Source organism: Paramaledivibacter caminithermalis DSM 15212 (genome assembly GCF_900142245.1).
GTDB lineage: Bacteria > Bacillota > Clostridia > Peptostreptococcales > Caminicellaceae > Paramaledivibacter > Paramaledivibacter caminithermalis.
This window is the reverse complement of the sequence record NZ_FRAG01000110.1, coordinates 1-4,438: the sequence shown is the minus strand read 5'-3', so window position 1 is coordinate 4,438 and position 4,438 is coordinate 1. Positions and strand designations below refer to the sequence as shown.

Genomic DNA, 4,438 nt, shown 5'->3' with positions numbered 1-4,438 from the left:
TGTATCAGTTAAACCTTACATAAGTCCATCAGAAGTTGTTAAAACCATTAAAAGTATTACAGCAAGGTATATATTTAAAAAATTTCCTAAGCTTAAACAAAGGAAATTTTGGGGTAGTGGTTTTTGGAGTAAAGGTTATTATGTTGGTACTACTGGAGCTGTATCTTCTGAAACAATTAAACGATATATCGAAAATCAGAAACATGTTTAATTCATTTTAGGGGCATCGAACCCCTAAAATGAATGGGGCTTACAGCCTCGACCACAAGGGTCGAGGTTTTACACCCCAAAACTATAAACTTCAGAGTATCTTTTATATCTTTTAATCCCTGTATTGTCTCAGTTTTAAATTCAGTTAAATCAGCAATTTGTTCATTTATTACATCAAACTTATTCTCTATACGGTCAAGTCTTTCAACAATCTCTTCTTGGCTTACCTTCAATTCCTTATAACCTATCATTAATTCTTCTTGATTCTTTTTCAGCTCTTCATGGCTCATCAGCAATTCTTCTTGGCTTTTATTCAATTCTTTTAATTCAGCAAGTATTTGATTTAATATCTTTTCCATAATTCTTGCTCCTTACCCTTCACTTATGTAAAATCAATAACAAATGTATTTCTCTGTTAATATAATTTCATATTATATAATAGCTTTTTTCAATACAAACTCAATATTTCAATCAATTGATTTTAGACGCACCTCTCCCATAATTATTTGTACAGGTATTTTGGTAACACTTAATTTTTTTATTAATTATACTTTTTTGTTTTCTTATATTCGCTGATGTTGTACATAATTCTTTAGCTATCTCATTATTGCTTTTATTTTGCTTTAAGAGCTTATATATCGTCCTCTGTTGAGGACTTAAGTTGCTTAATATTTTTTCTGTATCTTTTAATCTCCTATATCTTTCAATTTTCTTCAAAGCAGATTTATATATTTCAAATATGTTGTTAACAAAACAACCTAACTCCCCAGCAATTTCCCTTATTGTTTTACTCTGCCTTAGCCTTGCCACCAGAACTTCTTTTTCTGTCAATCTTGCATTCCTTATATCTTCCTCACTTAGTGTATTAAACTCATATAAAAGCTTTTGCTCAATTATTTTCTGAGCTTCAGCTACATCACGCCTCATTTCCCTTTCTATATCCAAATCTACTATATCGTATATTGTTTTCTCATTTTTTGATTCAAGTTTTTCTATACTTTTATTTAAGCTTCTCTTGCTTTCTTTACATGATATTTTCATATCCATCCATGTTCCAAATTCCTTTGCAGTTTCAGTCATGATAGTAATACCGTTACCAAAAATCTATAAAAATCTACCAAAGATTAAGAATATCTATAAATTTTTGTTTCTTTCCTACTTCATAGTGTCCGATTTTGCCGAAGCTACTTTCGTTTGTTATAACACTCCATAGGCTTTGCTATCAACTAAAGTCGATAGTGGGTTGTAACGATTCCCCAATCTAGAAAAGCTTTTAAGATGCCTTTTCTAAACCATAGTTTGCAAGGTTGTATGAGGCATTTTTATCTCTATCGCAAGTAAATCCACACTCACACTTGTAAACTCTATCAGATAGCTTTAAATCCTTCTTAATAGTGCCACAATTACTACAAGTTTTACTACTTGGATAGAATGTAGGTGTTTGAATGAATTCAATACCATACTTCTCACATTTATAATTCATCTGATTGATGAATGTATAAAAACCTTGATTTGCTATTGCCTTTGCTAAGTGTTTATTCTTCATCATATTAGACACTTTTAAATCTTCCATTACTACTCTGCTTGGCTTGGCTTTCACCATTTTAGAAGTAGTTTGATGAATATGATTAAGTCTAATATTTTGAAGTTTCCTATGAAGTTTCTTAATCTTCTTTTCGATTTTTGCAATGTTCTTAGTCTTTTGGTAACTCCCCCCCTTCTTATTCATTTCATATTTTCTTGAACATTGTCTTTGCAATCTCTTTAATTTCTTTTCTAGCTTTTTAACCCCCTTTATTCATTCCCTAATGAACAGCATCGCACATGTATTGCAGTATGAAAATTTATCTTTTCATCTATTTGAAAGAGTTTTTCAATTTTCTTTCTTAAATTTTTAATCTTACTAATCACTCAAATTAAATATATAAGTTGCATTCTCAACAAAACAAAATATATTTTTTTCATTAGGCTACTTAATCTCATATTCAACTTTCTCAATAGTATCTATACAAGCTTCTCTATAGGTTCGTTTTCGATATTAATAGAGAAAATTTTTACACCCTTAAGCTGCCTTTTGATTTTATTTATTAAAATTTCTTTTCTTGTTGCTGATATTCCTGATATAACTCCATATCTCACTTCACTTAAGTCTATCTCTACTTTTTCACCTTCATAAGTCCCTAATAAAATTTCAAACTCACTTCTATCCATTTTTTCACTCCTGAAAATTTGGGGTGTTTTACATGTAAAGCAATCTAAATCTCTTATGTCTGGCTATTGCCTCTAAAGAAGCTTGTTTAAGTTCCTCTATAATTATTCTATTTTCTTCTGTAATATTAGGGCTTTTTAGTAAGTCATTAAATTTCCTAACATACTCTTTCTCTATTTTTAGAGTCGCATTTATTTGCCTAAGCATCATTTCTCGTTTATTCATTGTTATCACCTTAATATAGTTGTTTTGAGTCTCTATCGTGGTATAATAGAGACAAATAAAGTATTTTTTTTAATGCCCTTTTTTAAAAAGGGTCTCTTTTTTATTTGTATAATTTCATTTGCATTTCAATAAATTCTTTTGTTTGCTTGTATGCAAAGTCACATCCTTTAGCAAATTCATTATCTAATTTCCCAACTACATTGATTTGTCTTTGAAGATATTCTAAAATTTCATTCATCATCTTATCCACGTTTTCACATCCTTCACTATCCTACATTTCCAAGCCAAGTAGCTTTATATAAATCTACCATCATTTCAACTATGTCTTTTTAATGTTCTAATTGCTAAGTTGAGTTTTTCAGCTGTTTCTTTTTGGGTAAAACCTGCATAATTTCTAGCTAATTGATAAATACTTTTGCATTTTTTGTTCATTCCATTTCACCACCTTTCCATGTAAAATATAAATAAGAAACCTCACTTGTCTGGAAGGATTGATATTGTCACCTTCCCTTTTTTAGCAACATCATCATTTTGGTTATCAGATTCTTTTGAGTTTAATTCTCTTAAGAATCTGTTGAGCAGCTTATTAATTTCTTCTTTTACTTCTTCTGCTGTTTTTTGACCAGTGTAGATAACTGTATCGGTCCCCATAATATCCTCCTTTCATATCGATATTTTTATAAAGGTTTTCGCCTCTTCCTGTAGAATTGATAGAACAGGAAGGAGGGTGTTGACTTGAATAATATAGATTTTGAAGATATTAGAATTAAAATTCTAAATGAATTTAATTCTAAATTAAATTCAGACGATAAAACTGGTAGTAATCTAGCCTCTGTTCCATAATTTGTAACTTTTGTGGAATAATATTATTAAGCTGTTTTTTCTTCAATTAATTCAGATATTGGTACTTCTAAGGCTTTGGCTATTTTTTTTAAAGTGGCATATGTAGGATTTACAGCTTTACCATTTTCCAAATCAGAAATATATCCATAGGCAACACCGCTTATTTCTGAAAGCTCTTTTAATGTAAGGTTTTTATTTAATCTAATAATTTTTATATTATTCACTTTTTCACCACCCTTTGTTTTATTTGTTTTAAATGGATCTGTTTAATTATATTTTATTCGTTTAAAGCGAAAATGTCAATAAATTTTTATCGTTTGTAACGAATTTTATTTATTTTTTAATACTCTATTTCGTTAAATATTGATTTATGCTACATATTGCAGTAAAATGAAAGTATAATATTTCGCTATCAACGATTTTATTTGAGGTGTATTTATGGAAACTAATTATATTGGTACTAAAATAAAGTCTTTAAGAAAAAACTCTAAATTGACACTTGCTCAATTAGCTAAATTAATTAATAGTTCAGCAGGATTCTTAAGTGATATTGAAAAGGGTAAAAGTTTGCCTTCAATACCAAAACTTATAGAAATTTGTAACGCTTTAGATATAACCCTAGCTGAATTCTTTCAAGAAGAAATTCAAGAAAAATCAACATCTATTGATGAAGTTGTCAAAGAACTTGAAAATCTTACTCCTTCACAGCTTGAAGCTATTAACAACCTAATCAAAACCATCACGAAAGGTTGATTATTGTGTCAAATGTGGGATAATAAATTAAGCTGATACATCTAATAGTTCAGATATATCTACTTCTAAGGCTTTAGCAAATAATACTATTTCATCTGCTTTTAAATTTCTTGCACCACGTTCAATACGACTAATTAATGTTTGGTCTAAGTTTACTTTTTTACCTAATTCATATTGAGAAATAGCTAATCGCTTCCG

Annotated in this window: 11 protein-coding genes; 2 read left to right on the top strand and 9 right to left on the bottom strand. The window is 29.2% G+C overall.

Annotated features, from left to right (window positions below):
* Positions 1–211 (top strand): IS200/IS605 family transposase (gene tnpA / locus BUB36_RS18510; protein WP_131821367.1); only part of this gene is annotated, 211 nt, incomplete at its 5' end.
* Between the two features lies 1 nt (position 212).
* On the opposite strand, the gene BUB36_RS18505 is transcribed toward tnpA, so the two are convergent.
* The 8 genes from BUB36_RS18505 to BUB36_RS18480 form a co-directional block, all read right to left on the bottom strand.
* On the bottom strand, positions 213–569 hold the full coding sequence (locus BUB36_RS18505) for a hypothetical protein (RefSeq protein WP_073153740.1): 357 nt from the start codon (positions 567–569) through the stop codon (positions 213–215).
* A gap of 112 nt (positions 570–681) precedes the next feature.
* Positions 682–1,290, bottom strand: coding sequence for a helix-turn-helix transcriptional regulator (locus BUB36_RS18500; RefSeq protein WP_073153737.1), 609 nt, complete (start codon positions 1,288–1,290; stop codon positions 682–684).
* A 193-nt stretch (positions 1,291–1,483) separates the two neighbouring features.
* A complete protein-coding gene (locus BUB36_RS18495) occupies positions 1,484–2,008 on the bottom strand; it encodes an RNA-guided endonuclease InsQ/TnpB family protein (RefSeq protein WP_207550857.1) in 525 nt (174 codons plus the stop codon).
* 206 nt (positions 2,009–2,214) lie between these two features.
* On the bottom strand, positions 2,215–2,421 hold the full coding sequence (locus BUB36_RS18490) for a hypothetical protein (protein WP_073153735.1): 207 nt from the start codon (positions 2,419–2,421) through the stop codon (positions 2,215–2,217).
* A 28-nt stretch (positions 2,422–2,449) separates the two neighbouring features.
* Positions 2,450–2,644, bottom strand: coding sequence for a hypothetical protein (locus BUB36_RS18485; protein ID WP_073153732.1), 195 nt, complete (start codon positions 2,642–2,644; stop codon positions 2,450–2,452).
* A 100-nt stretch (positions 2,645–2,744) separates the two neighbouring features.
* Complete coding sequence (locus BUB36_RS19955; RefSeq protein ID WP_165613154.1) at positions 2,745–2,894, bottom strand: hypothetical protein; 150 nt, start codon at positions 2,892–2,894, stop codon at positions 2,745–2,747.
* A gap of 224 nt (positions 2,895–3,118) precedes the next feature.
* Positions 3,119–3,295 carry a hypothetical protein gene (locus BUB36_RS19950; RefSeq protein ID WP_165613153.1) on the bottom strand — a complete coding sequence of 59 codons (177 nt, stop codon included), beginning with the start codon at positions 3,293–3,295 and terminating at the stop codon, positions 3,119–3,121.
* A gap of 218 nt (positions 3,296–3,513) precedes the next feature.
* On the bottom strand, positions 3,514–3,711 hold the full coding sequence (locus tag BUB36_RS18480; RefSeq protein WP_073153729.1) for a helix-turn-helix domain-containing protein: 198 nt from the start codon (positions 3,709–3,711) through the stop codon (positions 3,514–3,516).
* Between the two features lie 214 nt (positions 3,712–3,925).
* Here BUB36_RS18480 and BUB36_RS18475 point away from each other — a divergent pair, with 214 nt between their 5' ends.
* Entirely contained in the window at positions 3,926–4,240 is a 315-nt protein-coding gene (locus BUB36_RS18475) for a helix-turn-helix domain-containing protein (protein ID WP_073153726.1), read from the top strand.
* A 27-nt stretch (positions 4,241–4,267) separates the two neighbouring features.
* On the opposite strand, the gene BUB36_RS20725 is transcribed toward BUB36_RS18475, so the two are convergent.
* Positions 4,268–4,438: helix-turn-helix domain-containing protein (locus BUB36_RS20725; RefSeq protein WP_131821366.1), on the bottom strand; the 171-nt coding region annotated here is incomplete at its 5' end.